A 23,451-nucleotide genomic window follows, 5' to 3' on the forward strand; every position below is an offset into this window, starting at 1 on the left:
GCGCGCCGGGCGGCAACGCCGGTCAAGGGGTAGGTGCGTTCTCGACGGGGTACAGGGACGAAGAAGGAGGAGACGCATGAGCAAGGTTCCAACGATCGAACTCAACGACGGTGTCGGCATTCCGCAGCTGGGTTTTGGCGTGTTTCAGATCAAGCCCGACGAGACCGCCGCGGCGGTGAGGAAAGCGCTCGAGATCGGGTACCGTCACATCGACACGGCCGAGATGTACGGCAACGAAAAGGAAGTCGGGCAAGGCATTCGCGACGCGGGTCTGGACCGCGGCGAGGTCTTCGTCACCAGCAAGCTCAACAACGGATTTCACAAGCCCGACGATGCGCGCCGCGCCTTCGACCAGACGCTGAAGAAGCTGGAGTCCGACTACGTCGATTTGTTCCTCATCCACTGGCCGCTGCCCACGCTCTACGACGGCGACTTCGTCTCCACGTGGAAAGTGTTCGAAGAGTTCGCGCGCGACGGACGCGCCCGCAGCATCGGTGTCTCGAATTTCCAAGTCGCACACCTGGATCGGCTCGCCGCCGAAACCGACACCGTCCCGTCGGTCAACCAGATCGAGGTGCATCCCTACTTCGCCAATGACGAAGTCCGGGCCTATGGGCGCGAGCACGGCATCGCGACCGAGGCGTGGTCGCCCATCGCCCAGGGCAGGGTCCTCGACGACGCGGTGATCACCCGCATCGCCGAGGCCCGCGACAGGTCACCGGCGCAGGTGGTGTTGCGCTGGCACATTCAGCGGGGCGACATCGTCTTCCCGAAATCTGTGACACCGCAACGGATCAAAGCCAACTTCGACCTGTTCGACTTCGAGTTGGACGACTCCGAGATGGATGCGATCTCGGCGCTGGACAAGGGTGAGTCCGGACGCCATGGGCCCAACCCCGACACGTTTGATTACGTGCCCGACTAAAGGCTTCCGCTAGCCGCGTGGTCGGCGGGCTTTGCGGATGATTCCGACCCCGCCCCACAGCGAGAAGCCGCGAATGTGCACGGTCGGGGCTCCGGGGGTGCCCTGCCCGTGGACGGCGCGGTCGAAGTTACCCATCACGCCGCGGCCGTGCACCTCGACGTTGACCTCGGGCGGCAGCAAAATGTTTTGCACGCCCATAATCGACATCGCATGGATGTCGACCTCGGTTGAGGTGAAGTCTGCGTAGCGCAGATCGACCACTCCGCTGCCCCACAGGGTGAAGGTGGTGAGCTTCTTGGGGACGTTCCATCGGCCGCGCCGCTCGAACCCGCTCATCAAAGCCAGCAGCAGCGTCGACGGCGCCGGATTGGTTTTGCCGCCGCGGCGCGGGCTGATCGGCGTCCCCGGCAGATCGGCCCGCAGCCGATCCAGTTCCTCATAGGTCGTCGCTGCGTATGCCCTGGTCAGACGGTCTTCGTAGTCATTCAGCTGCAGGCGGCCTTGTTCGGCCGCATAGGCGAGCAACTGCGCAATCTGGATGCGGTCGGTGTCGGCCGCGCGCGACGGCTCGCCGCGCGTGTCCTCCGCATCCCGTTGCGTTGAGTTGCTCATCACCCACGAGCCTACGACGTACAGGTTTTGCTGCAAGAGGATTGGCTAAACTGCAACCTTGCGCCGGCCCGCATCGCACCGCCGGCCGTTCGGCCAGAGCCACTGTTTGACATCTGGCTAACTTCTCGGCTGGCTAACTCGTCCAGTGGGGTGCGCGCTTCTGAAGAAACGCCAGCATGCCCTCGCGGGCTTCGTCGGAGACGAAGAGCCGGGCCGACTCCTCGGCGAGGCGTTCGGCATCGCGGTCGAACCCCCGCAGCACCGCCGCCGTGGTCAGTGCCTTGGAAGCCGCGAGGCCCTGAGGCGAACCACGGCCGATATTGGAGACCAGTTTGTCGACCGCGGCGTCGACGTCGTCGGCGGCCACGGTGATCAGTCCGATCTCCGCCGCCTGGCCGGCGCCGAACGTCTCGCCGGTCAGGTAGTAGCGCGCCGCGGCCCGCGACGACAGTTTCGGCAGCAGCGTCAACGAGATGATCGCCGGGGCGACGCCGATCCGGGCCTCGGTGAGCGCGAAGGTGCTGCGCGGGCCGGCGACCGCGATATCGCACGCACCCATCAGGCCGAATCCGCCCGCCCGGACGTGCCCATCGATGGCGGCGATCACCGGCAGTGGCGAGGCGACGATGGCCCGCATCAAGGCGGTCATCTCCCGCGCCCGCGCGACGGCCATGTCGTATGCCGACGGTGGCGACCCGCTTCGCCCGGCTGCGCCGCCCTGGCGATCGCCACTAGGATCGCCCCCGCCGGCCTCGCTCAGATCCGCACCGGCACAGAAGGTGCCGCCGGTGTGGCCCAGCACCACCACCCGTACCGCGGGGTCGGCCGAGGCGTCGCGCAGGCCCTGGTGCAATTGGTTGACCAGAGTGGTGGATAGCGCGTTGCGGTTGTGCGGTGAGTTCAGCGTCAGCCGCGCGTACGGCCCGCCCGTGTCCGCGGGCCCGGCGTATTCGACGAGCGCGTCCATCAGTAGCTTCGGGGCAGACCCAGCGAGGTCTGCGCGACGAAGTTCAGCACCATCTCGCGGCTGACCGGGGCGATGCGACCCAGCCGGGCCGAGGTCAGCATGGCCGCCACGCCGTACTCCTTGGTCAGCCCGTTGCCGCCCATCGACTGCACCGCCTGATCCACCGACCGCGTAGCCGCTTCGGCCGCAGCGTATTTGGCCATGTTCGCGGCTTCGGCCGCGCCCATGTCGTTGCCCGAGTCGTAGAGGGCCGCGGCCTTCTGCAGCATCAGCTTGGCCAGCTCGACCTCGATGTGGCACTGCGCCAACGGATGTGACAAGCCTTGGTGCGCGCCGATCGGCGTGCCCCACACCTGGCGGGTCTTGACATACTCGGCGGCCCGGTCGAGGGCGAACCGCCCCATCCCGACGGAACTCGCCGCGCCCATGATGCGTTCGGGGTTGAGCCCGGCGAAAAGCTGTGCGATGGCGGCATCTTCGGCGCCGACGAGCGCGTCGCTGGGCAGCCGCACGTCGTCGAGGAAGACCTGGAACTGGCGTTCAGGGCTGATCAACTCCATTTCGATCGGGGTGTAGCTGAAGCCCGGCGCGTCGGTAGGCACCACGAACAGCGCGGGCCGCAGCTTGCCGGTCTTGGCCTCCTCAGTACGGGCGACCACCAGCACCGCCTGCGCCTGATCGATGCCGGAGATGAAAACCTTCTGGCCCTTGAGGATCCAGTCGCTGCCGTCGCGGCGGGCAGTCGTGGTGATCTTGTGCGAGTTGGAGCCCGCATCCGGCTCGGTGATGGCGAACGCCATCGTCAGCGTCCCGTCGGCGATACCGGGGATCCAGCGCTTCTTCTGCTCCTCGGTGCCGAACTTGCTGATGATGGTGCCGTTGATGGCGGGCGACACCACCATCAGCAGCAGCGCGCTACCCGCGGCCGCCATCTCCTCCATGACCAGCGACAGCTCGTACATCCCGGCGCCGCCGCCGCCGTACTCCTCGGGCAGATTGACGCCGAGGAAGCCGAGTTTGCCTGCCTCTGACCATAATTCGTCGGTGTGTTCGTGAGCGCGGGCCTTGCGCAGGTAATACTCGCTGCCGTAGTTGGCCGCCCACGCGGCCACCGATTTGCGGAGGGCCTGACGCTCCTCACTCTCGATGAAGCTGGTGTCGGTCATGCTGAATCTCCTTCTGATTGTGGCGCTTCCACTCTTGCCAGCACAGCGCCAACTTCGACTTGCTGACCGGTCTTGACATTGAGTTCGGCCAGTACCCCGTCGACCGGGGCGGCGATGGTGTGCTCCATCTTCATGGCCTCCAGCCAGATCAGCGGCTGGCCGGCGGTGACGGTGTCGCCGATCGCGGCGCCGAGCCGGATGACGCTGCCGGGCATCGGCGCCACCAATGAGCCCTTTTCGACGGTCGAACCGGGCTCGGGGAAACGCGGCCGCGCAATCAGGTGCACCGGTCCGCGTGCGGAATCGACATAGATGTCGGAATCGCCCGCGTGGTAGCGCCGCACCGAGAAGCCGTGGTCGACACCGTCCGCCCGCAGCACGACATCGTGCGCCGTGGCCGACACCAGGTGCACAGACGGGTCGTCGGGGAGTATCAAACCGGTTCTGGTGAACCGGTATTGAACCCGGTGCTCGTCACCTGCGTCGTCGTGGTAGTCCTTGACCTGGCACCCCGACGGCAGATTCCGCCAGCCGCTGGGAACGGCACCCGACACCGGGGCAACAGCCCGGTTGTGCGCGGCGTCGGCGAGTGCGGCTGCGATGGCGGACAGGCGGACCGCCGCGGCGTCGGCCAGTGGGGCCGCCAGCAGCGCCAGGTCGTGGGTCTCGAAAAACGCCGTGTCGGTGGCACCGTCGAGGAAGGCCGGATGCCGCAGCACGTTCACCAGCAGATCGCGGTTGGTACGCACGCCGTGCAGGCGGGCGCGGGCCAGCGCGCCGGCGAGAACCAGGGCCGCCTGACGGCGCGTCGGGGCATAGGAGATAACCTTGGCCAGCATCGGGTCGTAGTGGATCGAAACGGTGAACCCGTCGACGATGCCCGAATCCAGCCGGATCCCGGTCCGTTGTCCCAGCGAGCTGAACTCCGCCCGAACCGACGGCACTCCGAATGCTCGCACCAGGCCGGCCTGCGGCTGCCAGTTCTTGGCGGGGTCCTCGGCGTAGAGCCGGGCTTCGATCGAATGTCCCTGGGCGGCAGGAGGTTGCGCGTCCAGGCGGGCGCCGTCGGCGATGGCGAGCTGCAGTTCGACGAGATCGAGTCCGGTGGTCTCTTCGGTCACCGGGTGTTCGACCTGCAGCCGGGTGTTCATCTCCAGGAAGTAGAACTCGCCGTTGTTGTCGGCGAGGAACTCCACCGTCCCCGCCCCGGTGTAACCGATGGCTTCGGCGGCCAACCGGGCCGCGTCGAATAGCTTGGCGCGCATGCCCGGGATGCGCTGCACCAACGGCGACGGGGCCTCCTCGATGATCTTCTGGTGGCGGCGCTGGATCGAGCATTCCCGTTCCCCCACCGCCCACACCGTGCCGTGGCTGTCGGCCATGACCTGAACCTCGATGTGGTGTCCGGTGGGCAGATAGCGCTCGCAGAACACGGTCGGATCCCCGAAGGCGGACTGCGCTTCCCGCCGCGCTGCGGCGACTTCCTCGGCGAGCGCCAACAATTCGCGCACCACCCGCATCCCGCGGCCACCGCCGCCCGCGGAGGCCTTGACCAGCACCGGCAGCTGTGCCTGGGTGACGGTGTCGGGGTCGAGCTCGTCGAGCACGGGTACCCCGGCCGCGGCCATCAGCTTCTTGGACTCGATCTTGGAGCCCATCGCGCGCACCGCATCCACCGGCGGCCCGACCCATGTCAGACCGGCGCCTAAAACGGCGGCCGCGAAGTCTGCGTTCTCCGAGAGGAACCCGTAACCGGGGTGTATCGCGTCCGCGCCCGCGGCGCGGGCCGCGGCGATGACGGCCTCGGCGTTGAGATAGTCGTTGGTCTTGTCCAGCCGCACCCGGGCGTCGGCCTCGGCGACGTGCGGCGCGCCGGCGTCCGGATCGGTGTAGACCGCGACGGTGCCCATGCCGAGGCGACGGCAGGTGGCGAACACTCGCCGGGCGATCTCACCCCGGTTGGCGACCAGAACTCGAGTAACCATGGGGCTCACATTCGGAAGACGCCGAAGTTCGACGTCCCCTTGATCGGGCCATTGGCGATGGCGGACAAACAGATTCCCAATACGGTGCGGGTGTCCCGCGGGTCGATCACCCCGTCGTCGTAGAGCATCCCTGACAACACCAGCGGCAGCGACTCGGCTTCGATCTGGCCCTCGACCGCGGCGCGCATCGCCGCGTCGGCCTCCTCGTCGACCTGTTGGCCGCGCGCCTGGGCGGCCGCGCGGGCCACGATCGACAGCACGCCCGAAAGCTGGGCGCCCCCCATCACCGCGGACTTGGAGGTCGGCCACGCGAAGAGGAACCGCGGATCGTAGGCGCGGCCGCACATGCCGTAGTGGCCCGCGCCGTAGGAGGCGCCGATCAGCAGCGAGAGGTGCGGCACCGTCGAGTTGGACACGGCGTTGATCATCATCGAGCCGTGCTTGATCATGCCGCCCTCTTCGTAGTCCTTGCCCACCATGTAGCCGGTGGTGTTGTGCAAGAACAACAATGGCGTGTTGGAGCGGTTGGCCAGCTGGATGAACTGGGTGGCTTTCTGGGACTCCTCGCTGAACAGCACGCCGCGCGCGTTGGCCAGGATGCCGATCGGATAGCCATGTAGCTGCGCCCATCCGGTCATTAGGGAGGACCCGTACAGGGGCTTGAATTCGTCGAATTCGGAGCCGTCGACGATGCGGGCGATCACTTCCCGGGGATCGAACGGGATCCGCAGATCCGCGGGCACGATGCCGATGAGTTCCTCGGTGTCGAACAACGGCTCGATGACCGGTCTGGGTCTCGGTCCCTGCTTGACCCAGTTCAACCGGGCGACGATACGACGGCCGATCCGGATCGCGTCGAGTTCGTCGACGGCGAAGTAGTCGGCCAAACCCGAGATACGGGCATGCATTTCGGCGCCACCGAGCGATTCGTCATCGGATTCCTCGCCGGTGGCCATTTTCACCAGCGGTGGACCCGCGAGGAAGACCTTGGAACGTTCCTTGATCATCACCACGTGGTCCGACATGCCCGGGACGTAGGCACCGCCCGCGGTGGAGTTGCCGAATACCAATGCGATGGTGGGGATCCCGGCCGCCGAGAGCCGGGTCAAATCGCGGAACATCCGCCCGCCAGGGATGAAGATCTCCTTCTGCGTGGGCAGATCCGCCCCGCCGGATTCCACCAGCGAGATCACCGGGAGCCGGTTCTCGAAGGCGATCTGGTTGGCCCGCAAAATCTTCTTCAGGGTCCACGGGTTGCTGGTGCCGCCTTTGACCGTCGGATCGTTGGCGACGATCATGCATTCGACGCCTTCGACCACGCCGATGCCGGTGACCGTGCTGGCGCCCACCTTGAAGGCGCTGCCCCAGGCCGCCAGCGGGCTCAGCTCCAGAAACGGTGAATCCTGGTCGACAAGCAATTCGATACGTTCGCGCGCCGTCAGCTTGCCGCGGTCATGATGGCGCTCAACGTATTTGGCCCCGCCGCCGGCCAGCGCATTGGCCAGCTCGGTGTCGATCTCCTCGAGTTTCGCGATCGCCGCCGACGCCGCGTCGGTGAAGACGGTTGCCCCGCGATCGAGGGTGGACTGCAGCACGGTCATGACCGCCGCCGGCAATGCGGAGGGACACGATGAGAGGGAGGCGGTGCAATCATGATTGGAACCCCAGCAGTTTGGCGGACAGTGCGGTCAGGATTTCGGTGGTTCCTCCGCCGATGCCCAGGATCCTCATGTCCCGGTATTGGCGTTCGACCTCGGATTCGGCCATGTAACCCATCCCGCCGAACAACTGGACGGCCTGATTGGCCACCCATTCCCCGGCTTCGACGGCGGTGTTCTTGGCGAAACACACCTGCGGAATCAGATTCGTCTCGCCGGCGAGCTGCCGCTCCACCACGGTGCGCGAGTAGACCCGGGCGACGTCGATGCGGCGGGCCATCTCGGCGAGGGTGTTCTGCACCGACTGCCGCGATATCAGCGGGCGGCCGAACGTTTCGCGGTCGCGACACCACTGCACCGTCAGGTCCAGGCACCGCTGCGCGCTCGAATAGGCCTGTGCGGCAAGGCCGATCCGCTCCGAGATGAAGGCCTGTGCGATCTGGGCGAACCCGCTGTTCTCGGTGCCGACCAGGTTGGTGACCGGGACGCGGACGTCGGTGTAGGACAGTTCGGCGGTGTCCGAGGACCGCCAGCCCATCTTGTCCAGCTTGCGGGTCACCTCGAAGCCGGGCATGCCCTTCTCGACCACCAGCAGTGAAACCCCGCCCGCGCCAGGACCTCCGGTGCGCACCGCGGTCACCACATAGTCGGCGCGGACCCCGGAGGTGATGTAGGTCTTGGCGCCGTTCACCACGTAGTGGTCGCCGTCCAGGACCGCCGAGGTCCGTAGATGCCCGACGTCGGAGCCGCCCCCCGGCTCTGTGATGGCCAGCGAACCGATCATTTCGCCGGCCAGGGTGGGCCGTACGAAGGTGTCGATCAGTCGCTGATCACCCGAGGCGATCATGTGCGGCACCGCGATGCCGCAGGTGAACAAGGACGCGAACACACCACCCGGCGCTCCGGCCTGATGCATCTCTTCGCAGATGATCACCGCGTCGGCGCCGTCGCCGCCACCGCCGCCGACGGATTCGGGGAAGCCCGCGCCCAGCAGTCCGGCCGCCCCGGCGCTGCGGTGCAGGTCGCGCGGCAGGTCGCCGCAGCGCTCCCACTCCTCGACGTGGGGCAGGATTTCGCGTTCTGCGAACGAGCGCACCGTTTTTCGCAACTGTTCGCGTTCGGGCGTGGTCCAAAGATTCACAACAGACTCTCCGGGATGTCGAGGTAGCGGCCGCGGAGCCATTCGCCCAGCCCCTTGGCCTGGGGATCGAATCGAGCCTGGTAGGCGACGCCCTGGCCGAGGATGCCGTCGATGACGAAGTTGACCGCCCGCAGATTCGGCAGCAGGTGACGGGTGACGCCGAAATCCGCCGCTTCGGGCAGCAGTTCCTTGAGCAGCTCGACGATCAATGTGTGGGCCAGCCACCGCCATTGCTCGTCGGTGCGGACCCACACCCCGACGTTGGCCGAGCCGCCCTTGTCGCCGCTGCGAGCCCCGGCGACACGGCCCAGCGGCGCGCGCCGGGTCGGCCCGTCGGCCAGCGGTTCCGGCAACGGTGGCGCGGCTGCAGAGGATAGCTCCAAAGTATCTGTGGCGCAGGGGATGTCAATGCGGGTGCCGTCGGCGTGTACCGCGATGTGCGGTACCTGCCCGGCGGCGACGTAGCCCGGGGTGAACACGCCGTAGACCTGGCCGTCGCCCGGTGGGGCGGTGACGTGGAATCCCGGATAGCTGGCCAACGCCAATTCGACGGCGGCCGAAGAGAATTGGCGGCCGACGTTGGCGGGGTCGGGGTCGCGCACGACGCAGTGCAGCAGGGCGCTGGCGGCTTCCTCCGTGTCGGCGTCGGGGTGGTCGGTGCGGGCCAGGGACCACTGCAGTTCGGCGGGCTTGACGGTGAGCGCGGCATCGAGTTGCCGGCGCACCAGGTCGGCCTTGGCCTCGATGTCCAGGCCGGTCAGCACGAAGGTCATCGAATTGCGGAATCCGCCGATGCTGTTCATCGACACCTTGTAGGTGGGTGGCGGGGCTTCACCACGCACGCCGCTGATGCGCACCCGGTCGGGCCCATCGGACGACAGCACGACGCTGTCCATGCGGGCGGTGACGTCGGGGTTGGCATAGCGCGCCCCGGTGATCTCGTAGAGCAGCTGCGCGGTGACGGTGTCGACGCTGACCAGACCGCCGGTGCCCGGATGTTTGGTGATCACCGAGGATCCGTCGGCGCTGACCTCGGCCAGCGGGAAGCCGGCGTGAAGGAGGCCGGGGGACTCCGAAATTTCGGTGAAGAAGGAGTAGTTGCCGCCGGTGGCCTGGACCCCGCATTCGATGACGTGGCCGGCCACCACCGCGCCGGCGAGTTCGTCGTAGTCGGTGCGGTCCCACCCGAAGTGCGCCGCCGCCGCCCCGACGATTACCGAGGCGTCGGTGACGCGGCCGGTGACGACGACGTCGGCGCCGTCGTCGAGGCAGTCGACGATGCCCCAGGCGCCCAGGTACGCGTTCGCGGTCAGCGGGGTGCCCAGCCCGAGTTCGGCGGAGCGCGACAACAGATCGTCACCCTCTACATGGGCGACTCGGGCGTCGATGCCCAGACGCTCGGCCAGCGCGCGAATGGCGTCGGCCAGGCCGGCCGGGTTGAGGCCGCCGGCGTTGGCGACGATGCGGATCCCGCGGTCGCAGGCCTCGCCCAGGCAGTCCTCGAGCTGCGTCAGAAAGGTCTTCGCGTACCCGCGCTCGGGATGCTTCATCCGGTCGCGGCCCAGGATCAGCATGGTGAGTTCGGCCAGGTAATCGCCGGTGAGGTAGTCCACGGAACCATCCGGGCCGCCGCCGGTGAGCATTTCTCGCATCGCGGAGAGCCGGTCGCCGTAGAACCCCGAGCAGTTCGCGATGCGGACGGCGCCGGCACTGCCCGAAGCACCAGAAGCGCCGGAAGCAGAGGCCATGCCTGTCCTCCATTCAGGGATTCACCGGTTCGGACCAACCAACCAACCGGTAGGTTAGCGGGTACCGCCGGTGTCACGTCAAGGATCCCACCTCCCAGCGGGGTGTTTTGGCCGTGCCAGCGCGTAGGCGATCGGCACGGAAGCGTCCATTTTGGCGACGAGCGGACCAGCGACTATCCTGATATGCGATCGTCGCCCGTTCGGCCCACCGGCCACGCCGTGCGACATGCCGAACCAGCAAGTTCCCACATCGAGGAGTTAGGCCCGACCATGGCCGTACCCAAGCGCAGAATGTCGCGCGCGAACACCCGTAGCCGGCGCGCGCAGTGGAAGGCCGAGAAGACCGAGCTCGTTGGTGTCACGGTCGCAGGTCAGCGCCACAAGGTGCCGCGGCGGCTGCTCAAGGCGGCCCGCCTCGGTCTGATCGACCTCGACCGCCGCTAGCTTGATGGCGGCGGCCCGCTAGCCCCCGCCCCGGCGCGCCTCTCAGGTCAGTCTCAGGCGGTGGGACGAAACTAGGGGCCGTGCGAATACTGGTCGTCGACGACGATCGCGCGGTGCGCGAGTCGCTGCGTAGGTCGTTGTCCTTCAACGGTTACTCCGTTGAGTTGGCCCATGACGGGGTCGAAGCTCTCGAACTGATCGCCAGCGATCGCCCCGACGCCCTCGTCCTGGATGTGATGATGCCGCGCCTGGACGGGCTCGAGGTGTGCCGTCACCTCCGCAGCACCGGTGACGACCTACCGATCCTGGTGCTCACCGCCCGCGATTCGGTGTCGGAGCGGGTCGCCGGACTGGACGCCGGCGCCGATGACTATCTGCCGAAGCCGTTCGCCCTGGAAGAACTGCTGGCCCGGATGCGCGCGCTGCTGCGGCGCACCAAGCCGGAGGACGACGCCGAATCGGTGGCCATGACGTTCTCCGACCTGACGCTGGACCCGGTGACCCGCGAGGTCACCCGCGGGCAGCGCCGGATCAGCCTGACCCGCACCGAGTTCGCGTTGCTGGAGATGCTGATCGCCAATCCGCGCCGAGTGCTCACCCGCAGCCGGATCCTCGAAGAGGTGTGGGGATTCGACTTTCCCACCTCGGGCAACGCGCTGGAGGTCTACGTGGGCTATCTGCGGCGCAAAACCGAAGCCGATGGTGAGTCACGGCTGATCCACACGGTGCGCGGTGTCGGTTACGTCCTTCGGGAGACGCCCCCGTGATGATTCGGGTCCGTCGATGATCCGGTTTCCCCGGCCTCAACGTCCACCGCTGCGCCCGCCGTTGCGCGCTGCACCCTCCTTGTCATTGCGGTGGCGGGTGATGCTGCTGGCGATGTCGATGGTCGCCATGGTCGTGGTGCTGATGGCCTTCGCCGTCTATGCCGTGATTTCGGCCGCGCTGTACAGCGACATCGACAACCAACTGCAAAGCCGCGCGCAACTGTTGATCGCCAGCGGTTCACTGGCCGCTGACCCGGGCAAAGCCATCGAAGGCACCGCGTATTCCGACGTCAACGCGATGCTGGTGAACCCGGGCCACTCGATCTACACCGCCCAGCAGCCGGGTCAGACCCTGCCGGTCGGTGCGCCGGAGAAAGCGGTCATCCACGGCGATTTGTTCATGTCGCGGCGCACCGCCGGTGATCAACGCATCCTTGCCGTGCACCTGCAGAACGGCACCTCGCTGTTGATCTCCAAGAGCCTCAAGCCAACCGAAGCGGTGATGAACAGACTGCGCTGGGTGCTGCTGATCGTCGGCGGTGTCGGTGTGGCGGTCGCCGCGGTGGCGGGCGGCATGGTCACCAGGGCCGGGTTGCGCCCGGTGGCCCGTCTGACCGAGGCGGCCGAGCGGGTGGCGCGCACCGATGACCTCAGACCCATCCCGGTGTTCGGTAGCGACGAATTGGCCAGGCTCACCGAGTCGTTCAACCTGATGTTGCGGGCACTCGCCGAGTCTCGGGAGCGGCAGGCCCGGCTGGTCACCGACGCCGGGCATGAATTGCGCACCCCGCTGACCTCGCTGCGGACCAACGTCGAGCTGCTGATGGCTTCGATGGAACCCGGAGCGCCACGCCTACCCGAGCAGGAGATGGTTGACCTGCGCACCGATGTAATCGCGCAGATTGAGGAATTGTCAACGCTGGTAGGCGATTTGGTGGACCTTACCCGTGACGACGCCGGCCAGGTGGTGCACGAGCCCGTCGACATGTCCGATGTCGTCGATCGCAGCCTGGAGCGAGTCAGGCGGCGGCGCAACGACATTCACTTCGATGTCGACGTGACACCGTGGCAGATGTACGGCGACGCCGCCGGGCTGTCGCGTGCGGTCCTGAATCTGCTGGACAATGCGGCGAAGTGGAGCCCGCCCGGTGGTCACGTCGGTGTCACGATGCGCCAGCTCGACCCGTCGCACGCGGAGTTGGTGATCGCCGACCACGGCCCCGGCATTCCGCCGCAGGAGCGTCGCCTGGTGTTCGAGCGGTTCTACCGCTCGACGACGGCACGGGCCATGCCAGGCTCCGGACTCGGGCTGGCGATCGTCAAGAAGGTCGTGCTCAACCACGGCGGATTGCTGCGCGTCGAGGACACCGTTCCCGGAGGCCAGCCGCCGGGCACTTCCTTCTATGTGCTGCTGCCCGGCCGGCGCTTGCCCGCCTCGACGTACTCCACGGCCGCCCGGGAGCAGGAAACCGGCCAGGTAGGCGACGCCACGGACTCCACCAGCGCAGCGGCCGGCGATCAGGCGAACTCTCGGGAATCGGCGAACGTTATCTCAGTGGACTCTCAGTCCGCGCGGGCAAGGTAGGTCTGCGGCTACTGTTGAACCCAGCCGTCGACTTGCCGAAACACTGAGATAGAGGAAGAGCGACTTAGCGACATGACGAATGACCCGAGGTATTCGCCACCGCCGCAGCAGCCGGGATACCCCCCCGCGCCGAATCAGCCTGCGCCCGCCCCGAGCCATGCGGGGTCCTCCGGCTATGCCCCGGGGCAACACCAGCCGTACCACCAGCAGTACGACTGGCGCTATCGGTCGCAGCCCTCGTCGTCGCCGACCACACAGTTCCGTTCGCCGTATGAGCCCTTCGGCAACACCGGGCCGGTGCGGTTCCCCGGCGGAACCGGCGGAGGCCCGATACCGACAGGCACCGGCACGGGCCCGATTCCGGGCATGCTGCCCGGAATGCCCGTTCCGCGGGAACCCCAAAAGCGTTCTCGCACAGGGCTATTGGTCGTCGGTGCGTTGGCCATCGCGGTGGTGTCGGCCGGTATCGGCGGCGCCGCGGCGACGGCCGTGGAGCTTGGCACGCACGCAACGGGGAACGGCAGCGGGCGGGCCATCGGGGCGGCGCCCAGCGTCCCGGCCGCGAACATGCCACCGGGCAGCGTCGAGGGAGTCGCCTCCAAAGTGGTGCCCAGCGTCGTGATGCTCGAGACCGACATCGGCCGACAGTCCGAAGAGGGCTCCGGCATCGTCCTGTCCACCGACGGGCTCATCCTGACCAACAACCACGTGATCGCCGCCGCGGCGGGACCGCCCAAGGGTCCCGGCGGCCCTCCCGGAGCTCCTCCCGCAGCTCCGCCCGGGGCTCCCGTGCCGCCGAGCGTGCCGGGCGGGCCGGGCGGCGCCGGTGCCGGCGCACCAACGGCGAAGACGACGGTGACCTTCTCTGACGGCCGCACCGCACCGTTCACGGTGATCGGGGCCGACCCCACCAGCGATATCGCCGTGATTCGCGTGCAGGGCATGTCCGGGCTCACGCCGATCTCGTTGGGCTCCTCATCGGACCTTCGCGTCGGCCAGCCGGTGGTGGCGATCGGGTCGCCGTTGGGCCTGTCGGGCACGGTCACCACCGGCATCGTCAGCGCGCTGAACCGGCCGGTGTCCACCACCGGTGAGTCGGGCAACCAGAACACCGTGCTGGACGCGATTCAGACCGACGCCGCCATCAACCCCGGTAACTCCGGTGGCGCGTTGGTCAACATGAGCGGCCAGCTGGTGGGCGTCAACTCGGCCATCGCCACCCTCGGCGGTGACTCGCCGGACGCGCAGAGTGGATCGATCGGCCTGGGCTTCGCGATTCCGGTCGATCAGGCCAAGCGCATCGCCGATGAGCTGATCGCTACCGGCAAGGCCTCACACGCCTCGCTGGGTGTGCAGGTGACCAACGACAAAGGCACCCCCGGCGCCAAGGTCGTCGACGTGGTCGCGGGCGGTGCGGCGGCATCCGCCGGCGTGCCCAAGAATGTCGTGGTCACCAAGGTCGACGACCGGCCGATCAACAGCGCCGACGCGTTGGTCGCGGCCGTGCGATCCAGGGCGCCGGGCGACAAAATAACGCTGACATTCCAGGATGCCGCTGGTGGCGGCAGCCGCACCGTGCCGGTCACCCTCGGGAAGGCGGATCAGTAGTGAGAGTGGACGAACCCTCGGCGACTGGATTGTCTGAGCTCGGATATACGGTTGCACCCATGGAAACGGGTGCGGAATTGGTAGTTGGCCGGGCTCTGGTTGTGGTGGTCGACGATCGCACCGCTCACGGGGATGAGGACCATAACGGTCCGCTGGTGACCGAGCTGCTGACCGAGGCGGGATTCGTCGTCGACGGCGTGGTCGCGGTCGCCGCTGACGAGATCGAGATCCGCAACGCGCTGAACACCGCGGTGATCGGCGGGGTGGACCTGGTTGTCTCGGTCGGCGGGACGGGCGTCACCCCCCGCGATGTCGCCCCGGAGGCCACTCGCGAGATCCTGGATCGCGAAATCCTTGGTATCGCCGAGGCCATCCGCGGATCGGGGCTCTCTGCCGGGATCATCGATGCGGGATTGTCACGTGGTCTGGCCGGGGTGTCCGGCAGCACGTTGGTGGTCAACCTGGCCGGCTCCCGCTACGCGGTGCGCGATGGGATGGCGACGCTGAATCCGTTGGCGGCCCAGATCATCGGGCAGTTGTCGAGCCTGGAGATTTAGAAGTCGCGGTCGCGCGGGCTATGGGATTCGGGTTCCGCGCGGGGTCCGTACTCCGGTGGGGGCGTGGTGGTCACACTCCCGTGCTTGCCCGGCGCATCGCCGTTGGTTTGCGCGAGTAGGTCGCGGATCTCCTTGAGCAGGACGACCTGCGCGTCGTCGGCCTGTTCGACCTGACCGCGTTTGAGCAGTGTGGTGTACGGCAGCACGACCAGGAAGTAGACCACCGCGGCGATGATCACGAAGTTGATGGCGGCCGATAGAACGTTGTTGAGGTCGATGGTCTGACCGCCGCCGATGCTGATCCGCAGGACGCCGAGATTCGACTTCCCGTTGACGCCGACGCGGTTGATCAGCGGCTTGATGATGCTGTCGGTGAACTGCGTGACGAGTGCGGTGAAAGCGGTACCGATGACCACCGCGGTAGACAGGTCGACGATGTTGCCCCGCGAGAGAAACTCCTTGAACCCTTTGAGCATTGGGGATGGCCTTTCTGCGACTGGACAGAGTTTGCCGTCGGCCAGCAGACCAACAACGGCCAGGCACTCAGTGCAGGGTGAGCGTCACGGTCTGGCCCAGCGCCGACCCTGCCACCGTGTTCGCCACTCGAGCCGGCAGCGCAACCAACACTACGCGGTCGCTATCGGCCGTTTGAATCTTTTCCTTGGCCGAGACCAGTACCACCACGGCGTCGGTGGCCACCACTTTGGGGGCGGCGTGGGAGTTGTCCGGGGAACCGGTGGACGGCGCAGCCAGCACGTCGACCACGTCACCGACCCGGACGAGGTCGATCAGGGCGCCGTCCGCCAGATGCAGCGGCACGATGCGGGCACCGGGCCCCGCCTTCGACCCGATTGCGGCCTCGGCCAGCCGGCTTCCCAGTAACCGGACATCGGTGAGCACCTCGCCGCGGCGGGCCGGTCCGGCCAGCGTCGAACCCACCACGGCATCCAGGTCGGCTCGCGCTCCGTCGGGAACCGTTGTGGCCAAACGCTTTTCGAGTCGAACGTCGGTGGAAGTCAGCGCGGCACCGGGTCGCAGGTCATGGTCGGCCACCACGACCTGCGCATAGTCGCCGGCGGGATTGGAGCGCAGCGTCGCGATCAGCGCGAGCACGACGAGCGCGCCCGCGGCGACGCGGCGTGCCAGCACGGTACGAGTCCAGTCCGGGCGCACCAACAGCATGAGCCGTCTCAATAGGCTTGGGTTCAGCGATGATTCGCCCACGCCGTAACGGTAGGCGCAACCCAGTGCCCGGGCCGACGACCGGCAAGGCCGGTGTGGATAACCTCAGCTGGTCGCTGCGGCCGGGGATGTGGTGGAGGTGCTGCTCGACTTGTCGCTCGAGCTGGAGCTGGACTTCTCGCTGGAGCTCGAGCCGGACTTTTCACTGGTGCTCGCACCGCTCGACCCCGAGTCGCTCGACGAGGAGCCGTTGCTCGAACTCGACGACTTCTTGGCGGACTCGCGGCTGTCGGTGCGGTAGAAGCCGCTGCCCTTGAACACCACGCCGACGGAGTTGAAGCGCTTGCGCAGCCGCCCCGAGCAGCGTTTGCACGTGGTCAGCGCGTCGTCGGTGAAGGCCTGCACGATGTCGAAGCGATCGTCGCACTCGGTGCACTGATAGCTGTAAGTCGGCACGAAAACCTCCGGATGATTGCAAACCTGGCTAGCACTCTAGCGTCTCAAGTGCTAGAACCGCCACGTGACATGTCTCATTCCCGACAGGTCAGCGCGGAACGAGATCGATCAATCCCTGCCGGGGCGTGAGCGCCTGGGTCATGGGAACGTCGTGCGGATCGGCCGGTAACTCGTCGAGCACTTCCGCGTCGCGGACGACCGCGATCAGCCGCGCGTGTTGGTCGCGGCCGCCCAGCGAGCGATCGTAAAAACCCCGGCCCCGGCCCAGCCGCACACCGCGGCGGTCCACCGCCAGCGCCGGCACCAGCACCACCGCAGCTTCGACCAGAGCCGATGCCGGCAGCCACGGTTGTGGCGGTTCGAGCAAGCCCCACCGCCCGGTGGTCAGCGTGCCGGGCCGGTAGTCGCCCCAGGACAGCGGTAGCGGCGTGTTGTCGGCGGTGGTGCGCGCAACCGGCAGCAGCACCCGTCCGGCGCGCCGCAGCAACATGTCGAGCATCTCGATCGACCCCGGTTCGGTGCCCACCGGCACGTAGGCGCACACCGTGCTGCCGCTGGTCACCACGCCGTCCAGGGCTTCGAGCTGCTCGCACACCCGCTCGGCCTCAGCGGCGCGAACGTCGTCGGCAACGCGACGCCGCGCGGCAAGCAGCTGCTCGCGTAACGCGGCTTTGCTGGTGGTTGCCATGCGTCAACCATGACAGCCAGCTCTTTCCCCGCGCCACATCGACTCGGCGTAGTGGATGCGGGTTATCGTGTGAACGATGTCTTGCCCAAACGTGGTGGTGCCACGCACTGCGGTCGTGCCCGCCGCGGGTCTCGGTACCCGCTTCTTGCCGGCGACCAAAACGGTCCCCAAGGAGCTGCTGCCGGTTGTCGATACGCCCGGCATAGAACTGGTGGCCGCCGAGGCGGCCGAGGCCGGTGCCGAGCGCCTGATGATCATCACCTCGGAGGGCAAGGACGGCGTCGTCGCGCACTTCGTCGAAGACCTGGTGCTGGAAAGCACTTTGGAGGAGCGCGGCAAGACCGCGATGCTCGACAAGGTCCGGCGCGCGCCGCAGCTGATCAAGGTCGAGTCCGTCGTGCAGAGCGAGCCGCTGGGCCTGGGCCACGCGATCGGGTGCGTGGAGTCGCGGCTGGCCGACGACGAGGACGCCATCGCGGTGTTGCTGCCCGACGACCTGGTGCTGCCGACCGGCGTGCTGGGGACGATGTCGAAGGTGCGGGCGCACTACGGAGGCACGGTGTTGTGTGCCATCGAGGTGACGCCCGAAGAGGTCAGCGCCTACGGGGTTTTCGACGTCGAGCCCATCCCCGACGACGACAATCCCGACGTGCTGAAGGTCAACGGCATGATCGAAAAGCCGAAGGCCGAGGACGCCCCCTCGCTGTTCGCCGCGGCCGGTCGGTACGTGCTCGACCGCGCCATCTTCGACGCGTTGCGCCGCATCGAGCGTGGGGCCGGCGGCGAAGTGCAGCTCACCGACGGCATCGCGTTGCTGATCGCCGAGGGCCACCCGGTGCACGTGGTCGTGCACCGCGGATCTCGACACGACTTGGGAAATCCTGGCGGCTACCTCAAGGCTGCGGTTGACTTTGCATTGGATCGTGACGACTACGGCCCGGAATTGCGGCAATGGTTGGTGACGCGATTAGGCCTGGCCGAGCAGTAGCCGACCGGTAATCCGGCTGGCGGACGGCGGCGGGGCGGCGGAACGCGTAGCGGTCCCGGGCGGGGATGCCCCGCCCGCGCAGTGAGCGGGTCGCCTACGGCGGCGCCCGCCGGGTTTGAGGGCAGAGAGGCGCGCTGTGCGTTCGGTGGAAGAGCAGCAGGCCCGGATCACGGCGGCCGCGGTGGCCCCGCGGCCGATACGTGTGGCGATCGCCGAGGCGCAGGGATTGATGTGCGCCGAGGAAGTGGTGACCGAACGCCCGATGCCCGGCTTCGACCAGGCCGCGATCGACGGCTACGCGGTGCGCAGTGTCGACGTCCTGGGTGTCGGCGAGGTGGGCAACGACAGTCTTCCCGAGCCGTTCGACGACTCGGGTGAGAATGACGGCCGCGAGGGCCTGGTGCTGCCGGTGATGGGCACCGTCGAGGCCGGTTCGCGCACCCCCAGCCGGTTGCAGCCACGCCAGGCCGTGCGCGTGCAGACCGGAGCCCCCCTGCCCACGTTGGCCGATGCGGTCCTGCCGTTGCGGTGGACCGACGGCGGCACGCAGCGGGTGCGGATTCTGCGCGGCGCGCCGTCGGGCGCCTACGTGCGTCGTGCCGGGGACGACGTCCAGCCCGGTGACGTCGCGGTGCGTTCCGGGACGGTCATCGGGGCGGCGCAGGTCGGACTGCTGGCCGCGGTCGGCCGGGAACGGGTGCTGGTCCATCCGCGGCCGCGGGTGACGATCATGGCGCTGGGTGGCGAACTGGTCGACATCGCGCGCACTCCGGGCAACGGGCAGGTCTATGACGTCAACTCCTATGCGCTGGCGGCCGCGGCCCGCGATGCCGGTGCGGAGGTCAACCGCATCGGGATCGTCAGCGGTGGCCCGCGCGAGCTGCGCGAGATCGTCGAGGGACAGATCAATCGTGCCGAGGTCATCGTGATCGCCGGCGCGGTCGGTGGCGCCGCGGCCGAGGCGGTGCGGCAGGTGCTGTCCGAGCTCGGGGAGATAGAAGTGGTGCGGGTCGCCATGCATCCGGGATCCATCCAGGGTTTCGGGCAGCTGGGCCGCGAGGGGGTCCCCACGTTCCTGTTGCCGGCCAATCCGGTGAGCGCGCTGGTGGTTTTCGAGGTGATGGTCCGCCCGCTGATCCGGTTGTCGCTGGGCAAACGTCAGCCAATGCGCCGCGTCGTGCAGGCACGCACGTTGGCGCCCATCACCTCGGTGGCCGGGCGGAAGGGCTTCCTGCGCGGCCAGCTGATGCGCGACCAGGAGAGCGGGGAGTACCTGGTGCAGGCGCTCGGCGGCGCCCCGGGCGTGTCGTCGCACCTGCTGGCCACCCTCGCCGAAGCGAACTGTCTGGTGGTGGTGCCCAGCGGCGCCGAGCAGATTCGCACCGGCGAAATCGTCGACGTCGCCTTCCTGGCCCAGCGCGGCTGAGCGAAACGACTGCGCACACGGTGAACCTGTTGCGTTCCAATTCCCGCCATCCAGGATGGCCCATGAGCGTTGGGCCGCTACGGGTTCCGGCCGGCGTTGTCCGGTTGCGGGCGGTGCGGCTGCGCGATGGCGCGCAATGGAGCCGGATCCGTCTGACCGATCGTGCGCATCTGGAGCCGTGGGAGCCCAGCTCCGAGGGCGATTGGACGGCCCGGCATGCGGTGGCCGCCTGGCCGGCATTGTGTTCCGGTCTGCGCGCCGAAGCGCGACAGGGACGCATGCTGCCCTACGCCATCGAACTCGACGGTCGGTTCTGCGGCCAGCTGACCATCGGCAATGTCACGCACGGCGCGCTGCGGTCGGCGTGGATCGGCTATTGGGTGCCGCGGTCGGCGACGGGCGGCGGCGTGGCCACCGCCGCGTTGGCGCTGGGGCTGGATCACTGTTTCGGCCCGGTGATGTTGCATCGGGTCGAGGCCACCGTGCGCCCGGAAAACGCTGCGAGCCGGGCCGTGCTGGCAAAGGTGGGGTTCCGCCAGGAGGGCTTACTGCAGCGCTATCTGGAAGTCGACAGGGCGTGGCGGGACCACCTGCTGATGGCCATCACCGCCGAAGAGGTGAGCGGATCGGCGGCATCGTCGCTGGTCCGCGCCGGTAACGCCAGCTGGGTGTGACCGCGTCTCTTTATCGGCCTGGGCTTCGTCGCGTCTCGCCGGGATCTCCGAAGGCTCACGCGGGGAGTCCAATTGTTGTCGATCTGGGACTGGCGCGACACGAGTGACTCGTGGTGCTTGTGAGAGACAAATTACAGGTGTGTAATTGTCCTGGTCAGTACGACCCGGCCGCGTTGGCCAGCATTGGGCTTCGCGTCGGATGGACACCGAAGAGAGCAGGTCATCATGCCAAGCATCCCGCAGTCTTTGTTGTGGATATCGCTCGTGGTGCTGTGGCTGTTCGTCTTGGTGCCGATGCTGGTGAGCAAACGCGACGCGGTGAGGCGCACCAGCGACGTGGCCCTCGCGACCCGGGTGCTCAACGGCGGGGGCAACTCCCGGCTGATCAAGCGCAGCGGTCCGGCCGCCGGGCATCGCAGCGATCCCAACTGGACGCCGCCGGAAGACTCGGCCGACGCCGACCTCGACGACGAGCACGACCTCTCCGAGGATGAAGACCGCGACCACGAGCCCGATGGCGACGCCGACACCGACGAGTTGAGCCGTCGGCGCCCGGTCGTGATGAGAATGGCCGTCGCCGAACCCACCGAGCCGGACTACCTTGACGTCGATGTCGTCGAGGATTCCCACGTACTTCCGGTGGGCGCCAGCGGTTCTGCGGCCGAGCCGGAGACGGCCGACATCGAGCCCATCGAAGACGACGAGCACGACACCGACGCCGTCGCCAAACGCGACGAGTCCGACGAGGACAGCTACGAGTACGTCGAGGATTCGTCCGGGTTGGAGCCCGCAGCCGAGGGCGACGAGGCCGACGAGGAGGTGCCGGCGCCGATGCCGCGCAACGCCTCGCGGCGGCGCCGGTTCGACAACAAGACCGCCGCAGCGGTCACCGCCCGCAAGTACGCCTTCCGCAAGAAGGTCTTGGTAGTGATGGCGGTCGTCCTGGTCGGCTCGGCCACCGCGGCATTCAAGATCTCGCCGAGCGCCTGGTGGGTGTGTGGCAGCGCCACCGCGATCACTTTGCTGTACCTGGGTTACCTGCGGCGCCAGACGCGCATCGAGGCGAAGGTGCGCCACCGCCGGATGAAGCGGATGGCGCGGGCCCGACTTGGCGTGGAGAACGCCTACGACCGCCACTACGACGTGGTCCCGTCGCGGCTGCGGCGTCCCGGCGCGGTGGTGCTGGAGATCGATGACGAGGACCCCGTCTTCGAGCACCTGGACTACGCGATGGCGATGCGGACCTTCGGTTGGCCCAGGGACTTGCCGCGAGCCGTCGGCGAATAGTGCTCGCAGTTCGGCGGTTGGTGCCGCGGCTGGTAGCCTGCTAGCGATCAGGGGCTATGGCGCAGTTGGTAGCGCGACTCGTTCGCATCGAGTAGGTCAGGGGTTCGATTCCCCTTAGCTCCACCCATTTACCAGGGGTTTCACTGCCCCAATGGATTACGACACAGGCGCGTGCCGCAGCAGATTCGATCGCCGCATCCAAATTTGCGGCCACGGCGTCGAGTTCTTCGTCGAAGAGGTCGGCGTACACGTCGAGCGCCATGCTGGCCTTCGCGTGCCCCAACATGCGCTGCACGGCCTTCACGTTGGCGCCGGCACTGACCGCCAAACTTGCCGCAGTGTGCCGCAAATCGTGCGGGGTGATCGTCGGGAACTCCGGTGTGCTCGCCTCGCCGCCAGTCGCCACCTCGCGCGCCCGCTGCGCCGCGGCGGCCGCCTGCACCGCGCGCACCGCCGGCTCAAACACCCGGGCCCGGTAGTTGGAGTTCCGTAGCACGCCGCCGCGCTGGTCGGTGGCGCGACCCCGGCACCCGCTCTTGGTGGGTCCAGGCGTTCGTGGTGCCCGCGTTCGCCGTGGACCGGCCGTTCGCAGCGAAGAAGATCACCGGCCTGTCATAACGAAAGGTGCTGACACACAATGGCTCTCACTTTTGACGACGCGCAGGCGGCGATCGTGCTCGCCCTCCTCGGCCTGCCAGAGGACACCGACAACCTTAGCCTGGTCATAGACACCGTGAAGGACGTCACGCGCGACCCGCTGCTGCCCGTGACCGACGACGCCTCGCCCTCCCAGGTCGCCGCTGCCGCCAAGAAGCACGGCCTGGAATTGCTGGACGCCGACACGCTGGCAGCCTTGCGGCGAGACGCGCAGGAGGGCCGGCGCATTGCTGCCGCAGCCGCTAAGGCGCAGGTCGAGGCTGCGGTGGATAATGCGGTGAACAGGGGCAAGATCACCTCGGCGCGCCGCAAGCATTGGGTCTCCCTCATCGAGGCCGACCCGGCGATGGCCGACGTGCTCGCCGGTGTCCCCGACGAGACGGCAGTGCCCCTGTCCGAGTTGGGGCACAGCGCGGACACCAGCGACGACACCGCCGGCGCCGGCTGGTTCTATTGATGGCTATCCGCCGAACACCGACTTTGTTGCCCAGCCCAAGTTAAAACGGCGGCATGTCGTCGCCAGACGGTTGACCTTGGCTCTGGAGCCACTCGCGGAATAGTTGGCGTTCCGCTAGACGTAGTGCTCTCCCAGTGCCCCTTGGCGTCAGGCGTCGACATGTTCCCTCCATTCCGGTATCGGTGGGCCGACGTCCTCGGCCAAACTCTGCACAACTGACGCGGCCGCGAGCGAACCTGTCGCGATCGCCGAGGCCACCTGCGGCATCTGCGCACTGGTGTTGTCGCCGGCCGCGAAGACTCCGGGAACCGTTGTCCGGCAGAGCGCATCGACTGCGATGGGATTCGCCGCCGCCGGCGTCGGCTCACCCAATCCGACCCCGAGCTGTTCAACCAGCTGCGACCGCTGATGCAGTGTTGTCGCGACGAGCAGACCGCTGCGTGCCAGCCGAGTTCCGTCGGTGAACACGATTG

At 67.7% G+C, this 23,451-nt stretch carries 23 protein-coding genes, 1 tRNA gene and 1 pseudogene; 12 read left to right on the forward strand and 13 right to left on the reverse strand.

The genetic code is table 11. The features are described 5' to 3' along the window. Positions 1-76: 76 nt before the first annotated feature. Complete coding sequence (locus A5782_RS03840) at positions 77-925, forward strand: aldo/keto reductase (protein WP_067095366.1); 849 nt, start codon at positions 77-79, stop codon at positions 923-925. A 9-nt stretch (positions 926-934) separates the two neighbouring features. On the opposite strand, the gene A5782_RS03845 is transcribed toward A5782_RS03840, so the two are convergent. From A5782_RS03845 to A5782_RS03875, 7 genes are all read right to left on the reverse strand, one after another. After that, positions 935-1,537, reverse strand: coding sequence for a DUF1707 domain-containing protein (locus A5782_RS03845; protein WP_067095369.1), 603 nt, complete (start codon positions 1,535-1,537; stop codon positions 935-937). A 133-nt stretch (positions 1,538-1,670) separates the two neighbouring features. Continuing rightward, entirely contained in the window at positions 1,671-2,504 is an 834-nt protein-coding gene (locus tag A5782_RS03850) for an enoyl-CoA hydratase family protein (RefSeq protein ID WP_067095371.1), read from the reverse strand. Then, positions 2,504-3,670, reverse strand: coding sequence for an acyl-CoA dehydrogenase family protein (locus A5782_RS03855; protein WP_067095374.1), 1,167 nt, complete (start codon positions 3,668-3,670; stop codon positions 2,504-2,506). Before A5782_RS03855 ends, A5782_RS03850 begins: the two co-directional genes overlap by 1 nt. Continuing rightward, positions 3,667-5,655 carry a biotin carboxylase N-terminal domain-containing protein gene (locus A5782_RS03860; protein WP_067095379.1) on the reverse strand — a complete coding sequence of 663 codons (1,989 nt, stop codon included), beginning with the start codon at positions 5,653-5,655 and terminating at the stop codon, positions 3,667-3,669. The genes A5782_RS03855 and A5782_RS03860 overlap by 4 nt, the downstream gene beginning before the upstream one ends. Before the next feature lie 5 nt (positions 5,656-5,660). Continuing rightward, positions 5,661-7,250 carry an acyl-CoA carboxylase subunit beta gene (locus A5782_RS03865; RefSeq protein WP_156623783.1) on the reverse strand — a complete coding sequence of 530 codons (1,590 nt, stop codon included), beginning with the start codon at positions 7,248-7,250 and terminating at the stop codon, positions 5,661-5,663. A 55-nt stretch (positions 7,251-7,305) separates the two neighbouring features. After that, a complete protein-coding gene (locus tag A5782_RS03870; protein ID WP_067095385.1) occupies positions 7,306-8,454 on the reverse strand; it encodes an acyl-CoA dehydrogenase family protein in 1,149 nt (382 codons plus the stop codon). Then, positions 8,451-10,202, reverse strand: a complete 1,752-nt coding sequence (locus A5782_RS03875; RefSeq protein ID WP_067095388.1) for an acyclic terpene utilization AtuA family protein — start codon at positions 10,200-10,202, stop codon at positions 8,451-8,453. Before A5782_RS03875 ends, A5782_RS03870 begins: the two co-directional genes overlap by 4 nt. 270 nt (positions 10,203-10,472) lie before the next feature. On the opposite strand from A5782_RS03875, the gene rpmF reads away from it, so the two are divergent. The 5 genes from rpmF to A5782_RS03900 all read left to right on the forward strand — a co-directional run bounded on the left by rpmF (position 10,473) and on the right by A5782_RS03900 (position 15,163). Continuing rightward, positions 10,473-10,646 carry a 50S ribosomal protein L32 gene (gene rpmF / locus A5782_RS03880; RefSeq protein ID WP_003872812.1) on the forward strand — a complete coding sequence of 58 codons (174 nt, stop codon included), beginning with the start codon at positions 10,473-10,475 and terminating at the stop codon, positions 10,644-10,646. 80 nt (positions 10,647-10,726) lie between these two features. Then, the gene (mprA, locus tag A5782_RS03885) at positions 10,727-11,413 is read left to right on the forward strand and encodes a two-component system response regulator MprA (protein ID WP_067095391.1); all 687 of its coding nucleotides are present in this window, start codon (positions 10,727-10,729) and stop codon (positions 11,411-11,413) included. Between the two features lie 16 nt (positions 11,414-11,429). Next, positions 11,430-12,998, forward strand: coding sequence for a HAMP domain-containing sensor histidine kinase (locus tag A5782_RS03890; protein ID WP_067095394.1), 1,569 nt, complete (start codon positions 11,430-11,432; stop codon positions 12,996-12,998). A 72-nt stretch (positions 12,999-13,070) separates the two neighbouring features. Continuing rightward, positions 13,071-14,606 (forward strand): S1C family serine protease, encoded by a 1,536-nt coding sequence (locus tag A5782_RS03895; protein WP_067095397.1) that lies wholly within the window; start codon positions 13,071-13,073, stop codon positions 14,604-14,606. A 59-nt stretch (positions 14,607-14,665) separates the two neighbouring features. Then, positions 14,666-15,163: a molybdenum cofactor biosynthesis protein B gene (locus A5782_RS03900; RefSeq protein ID WP_064879150.1), complete on the forward strand. Its 498-nt coding sequence runs from the start codon at positions 14,666-14,668 to the stop codon at positions 15,161-15,163. On the opposite strand, the gene mscL is transcribed toward A5782_RS03900, so the two are convergent. From mscL to A5782_RS03915, 4 genes are all read right to left on the reverse strand, one after another. Continuing rightward, positions 15,160-15,639 carry a large-conductance mechanosensitive channel protein MscL gene (gene mscL / locus A5782_RS03905; RefSeq protein ID WP_067095400.1) on the reverse strand — a complete coding sequence of 160 codons (480 nt, stop codon included), beginning with the start codon at positions 15,637-15,639 and terminating at the stop codon, positions 15,160-15,162. The genes A5782_RS03900 and mscL overlap by 4 nt on opposite strands. Before the next feature lie 67 nt (positions 15,640-15,706). Next, a complete protein-coding gene (locus A5782_RS03910; RefSeq protein ID WP_067095403.1) occupies positions 15,707-16,387 on the reverse strand; it encodes an SAF domain-containing protein in 681 nt (226 codons plus the stop codon). Between the two features lie 63 nt (positions 16,388-16,450). Continuing rightward, positions 16,451-16,801 carry an FmdB family zinc ribbon protein gene (locus A5782_RS25135; RefSeq protein WP_082942768.1) on the reverse strand — a complete coding sequence of 117 codons (351 nt, stop codon included), beginning with the start codon at positions 16,799-16,801 and terminating at the stop codon, positions 16,451-16,453. 88 nt (positions 16,802-16,889) lie between these two features. Then, positions 16,890-17,489: a 5-formyltetrahydrofolate cyclo-ligase gene (locus tag A5782_RS03915; RefSeq protein ID WP_067095406.1), complete on the reverse strand. Its 600-nt coding sequence runs from the start codon at positions 17,487-17,489 to the stop codon at positions 16,890-16,892. A 76-nt stretch (positions 17,490-17,565) separates the two neighbouring features. On the opposite strand from A5782_RS03915, the gene A5782_RS03920 reads away from it, so the two are divergent. The 5 genes from A5782_RS03920 to A5782_RS03940 all read left to right on the forward strand — a co-directional run bounded on the left by A5782_RS03920 (position 17,566) and on the right by A5782_RS03940 (position 21,987). Next, positions 17,566-18,477: a UTP--glucose-1-phosphate uridylyltransferase gene (locus tag A5782_RS03920; RefSeq protein ID WP_067095411.1), complete on the forward strand. Its 912-nt coding sequence runs from the start codon at positions 17,566-17,568 to the stop codon at positions 18,475-18,477. Between the two features lie 136 nt (positions 18,478-18,613). Beyond that, positions 18,614-19,903: a gephyrin-like molybdotransferase Glp gene (gene glp / locus A5782_RS03925; protein WP_067095414.1), complete on the forward strand. Its 1,290-nt coding sequence runs from the start codon at positions 18,614-18,616 to the stop codon at positions 19,901-19,903. A 20-nt stretch (positions 19,904-19,923) separates the two neighbouring features. Further along, positions 19,924-20,577 carry a GNAT family N-acetyltransferase gene (locus A5782_RS03930; protein WP_197694091.1) on the forward strand — a complete coding sequence of 218 codons (654 nt, stop codon included), beginning with the start codon at positions 19,924-19,926 and terminating at the stop codon, positions 20,575-20,577. A 225-nt stretch (positions 20,578-20,802) separates the two neighbouring features. Beyond that, positions 20,803-21,864 (forward strand): gephyrin-like molybdotransferase receptor GlpR, encoded by a 1,062-nt coding sequence (glpR, locus tag A5782_RS03935; protein ID WP_067095473.1) that lies wholly within the window; start codon positions 20,803-20,805, stop codon positions 21,862-21,864. A 50-nt stretch (positions 21,865-21,914) separates the two neighbouring features. After that, positions 21,915-21,987 (forward strand) — tRNA-Ala (locus A5782_RS03940). A 163-nt stretch (positions 21,988-22,150) separates the two neighbouring features. Here the strand turns inward: A5782_RS03940 and A5782_RS27175 are convergent. Next, positions 22,151-22,360 (reverse strand): annotated as a pseudogene (locus A5782_RS27175) (integrase); the annotation flags it as partial. A 141-nt stretch (positions 22,361-22,501) separates the two neighbouring features. On the opposite strand from A5782_RS27175, the gene A5782_RS03950 reads away from it, so the two are divergent. Then, positions 22,502-22,978, forward strand: coding sequence for a hypothetical protein (locus A5782_RS03950; protein ID WP_067095423.1), 477 nt, complete (start codon positions 22,502-22,504; stop codon positions 22,976-22,978). Between the two features lie 147 nt (positions 22,979-23,125). On the opposite strand, the gene A5782_RS03955 is transcribed toward A5782_RS03950, so the two are convergent. Continuing rightward, a partial coding sequence (locus A5782_RS03955) for an FAD-dependent oxidoreductase (protein WP_197694092.1) occupies positions 23,126-23,451 on the reverse strand: 326 nt, incomplete at its 5' end.

It is taken from the genome of Mycobacterium sp. 852002-40037_SCH5390672, assembly GCF_001665875.1.
Lineage (GTDB): Bacteria > Actinomycetota > Actinomycetes > Mycobacteriales > Mycobacteriaceae > Mycobacterium.

What these genes read in the sequence shown, in the direction of transcription:
- A5782_RS03840 (WP_067095366.1), top strand. Translation starts at nt 77, where the DNA reads ATGAGCAAGGTTCCAACGATCGAACTCAACGACGGTGTCGGCATTCCG.
- A5782_RS03845 (WP_067095369.1), bottom strand. Translation starts at nt 1,537, where the DNA reads ATGAGCAACTCAACGCAACGGGATGCGGAGGACACGCGCGGCGAGCCG.
- A5782_RS03850 (WP_067095371.1), bottom strand. Translation starts at nt 2,504, where the DNA reads ATGGACGCGCTCGTCGAATACGCCGGGCCCGCGGACACGGGCGGGCCG.
- A5782_RS03855 (WP_067095374.1), bottom strand. Translation starts at nt 3,670, where the DNA reads ATGACCGACACCAGCTTCATCGAGAGTGAGGAGCGTCAGGCCCTCCGC.
- A5782_RS03860 (WP_067095379.1), bottom strand. Translation starts at nt 5,655, where the DNA reads ATGGTTACTCGAGTTCTGGTCGCCAACCGGGGTGAGATCGCCCGGCGA.
- A5782_RS03875 (WP_067095388.1), bottom strand. Translation starts at nt 10,202, where the DNA reads ATGGCCTCTGCTTCCGGCGCTTCTGGTGCTTCGGGCAGTGCCGGCGCC.
- rpmF (WP_003872812.1), top strand. Translation starts at nt 10,473, where the DNA reads ATGGCCGTACCCAAGCGCAGAATGTCGCGCGCGAACACCCGTAGCCGG.
- A5782_RS03890 (WP_067095394.1), top strand. Translation starts at nt 11,430, where the DNA reads ATGATCCGGTTTCCCCGGCCTCAACGTCCACCGCTGCGCCCGCCGTTG.
- A5782_RS03895 (WP_067095397.1), top strand. Translation starts at nt 13,071, where the DNA reads ATGACGAATGACCCGAGGTATTCGCCACCGCCGCAGCAGCCGGGATAC.
- A5782_RS03900 (WP_064879150.1), top strand. Translation starts at nt 14,666, where the DNA reads ATGGAAACGGGTGCGGAATTGGTAGTTGGCCGGGCTCTGGTTGTGGTG.
- mscL (WP_067095400.1), bottom strand. Translation starts at nt 15,639, where the DNA reads ATGCTCAAAGGGTTCAAGGAGTTTCTCTCGCGGGGCAACATCGTCGAC.
- A5782_RS03915 (WP_067095406.1), bottom strand. Translation starts at nt 17,489, where the DNA reads ATGGCAACCACCAGCAAAGCCGCGTTACGCGAGCAGCTGCTTGCCGCG.
- A5782_RS03920 (WP_067095411.1), top strand. Translation starts at nt 17,566, where the DNA reads ATGTCTTGCCCAAACGTGGTGGTGCCACGCACTGCGGTCGTGCCCGCC.
- glpR (WP_067095473.1), top strand. Translation starts at nt 20,803, where the DNA reads ATGCCAAGCATCCCGCAGTCTTTGTTGTGGATATCGCTCGTGGTGCTG.
- A5782_RS03950 (WP_067095423.1), top strand. Translation starts at nt 22,502, where the DNA reads ATGGCTCTCACTTTTGACGACGCGCAGGCGGCGATCGTGCTCGCCCTC.